This window comes from Streptomyces sp. NPDC086519 (assembly GCF_040686075.1).
Taxonomy (GTDB): domain Bacteria; phylum Actinomycetota; class Actinomycetes; order Streptomycetales; family Streptomycetaceae; genus Streptomyces; species Streptomyces shenzhenensis.
Window position 1 is genome coordinate 3,936 of the sequence record NZ_JBFBJL010000140.1, and the last position, 1,202, is coordinate 5,137.

The 1,202-nt window shown below is 56.3% G+C and carries 1 rRNA gene (only partly in view); it reads left to right on the forward strand.

The features are described from left to right. Window positions 1–1,180 (forward strand): 23S ribosomal RNA (locus AB0P24_RS47500) (it extends 2,010 nt beyond the left edge of the window). The last annotated feature ends 22 nt before the right edge of the window (window positions 1,181–1,202 follow it).

Sequence of the window (1,202 nt, forward strand, 5' to 3'; positions counted from 1 at the left end):
TACTTCCTGAGCTGGGGGTGGCCGCAGAGACCAGCGAGAAGCGACTGTTTACTAAAAACACAGGTCCGTGCGAAGCCGTAAGGCGATGTATACGGACTGACGCCTGCCCGGTGCTGGAACGTTAAGGGGACCGGTTAGCTCCATTTCGGTGGGGCGAAGCTGAGAACTTAAGCGCCAGTAAACGGCGGTGGTAACTATAACCATCCTAAGGTAGCGAAATTCCTTGTCGGGTAAGTTCCGACCTGCACGAATGGCGTAACGACTTCTCGACTGTCTCAACCATAGGCCCGGTGAAATTGCACTACGAGTAAAGATGCTCGTTTCGCGCAGCAGGACGGAAAGACCCCGGGACCTTTACTACAGTTTGATATTGGTGTTCGGTTCGGCTTGTGTAGGATAGCTGGGAGACTTTGAAGCGATCACGCCAGTGGTTGTGGAGTCGTCGTTGAAATACCAGTCTGGTCGTGCTGGATGTCTAACCTGGGTCCGTGATCCGGATCAGGGACAGTGTCTGATGGGTAGTTTAACTGGGGCGGTTGCCTCCTAAAGAGTAACGGAGGCGCCCAAAGGTTCCCTCAGCCTGGTTGGCAATCAGGTGTTGAGTGTAAGTGCACAAGGGAGCTTGACTGTGAGACCGACGGGTCGAGCAGGGACGAAAGTCGGGACTAGTGATCCGGCGGTGGCTTGTGGAAGCGCCGTCGCTCAACGGATAAAAGGTACCCCGGGGATAACAGGCTGATCTTCCCCAAGAGTCCATATCGACGGGATGGTTTGGCACCTCGATGTCGGCTCGTCGCATCCTGGGGCTGGAGTCGGTCCCAAGGGTTGGGCTGTTCGCCCATTAAAGCGGTACGCGAGCTGGGTTTAGAACGTCGTGAGACAGTTCGGTCCCTATCCGCTGTGCGCGTAGGAGTCTTGAGAAGGGCTGTCCCTAGTACGAGAGGACCGGGACGGACGAACCTCTGGTGTGCCAGTTGTTCTGCCAAGGGCATGGCTGGTTGGCTACGTTCGGGAGGGATAACCGCTGAAAGCATCTAAGCGGGAAGCCTGCTTCGAGATGAGGACTCCCACCCACTTGATGGGGTAAGGCTCCCAGTAGACGACTGGGTTGATAGGCCGGATCTGGAAGCCAGGTAACTGGTGGAGGTGACCGGTACTAATAGGCCGAGGGCTTGTCCTCAGTTGCTCGCGTCCACTGTGTT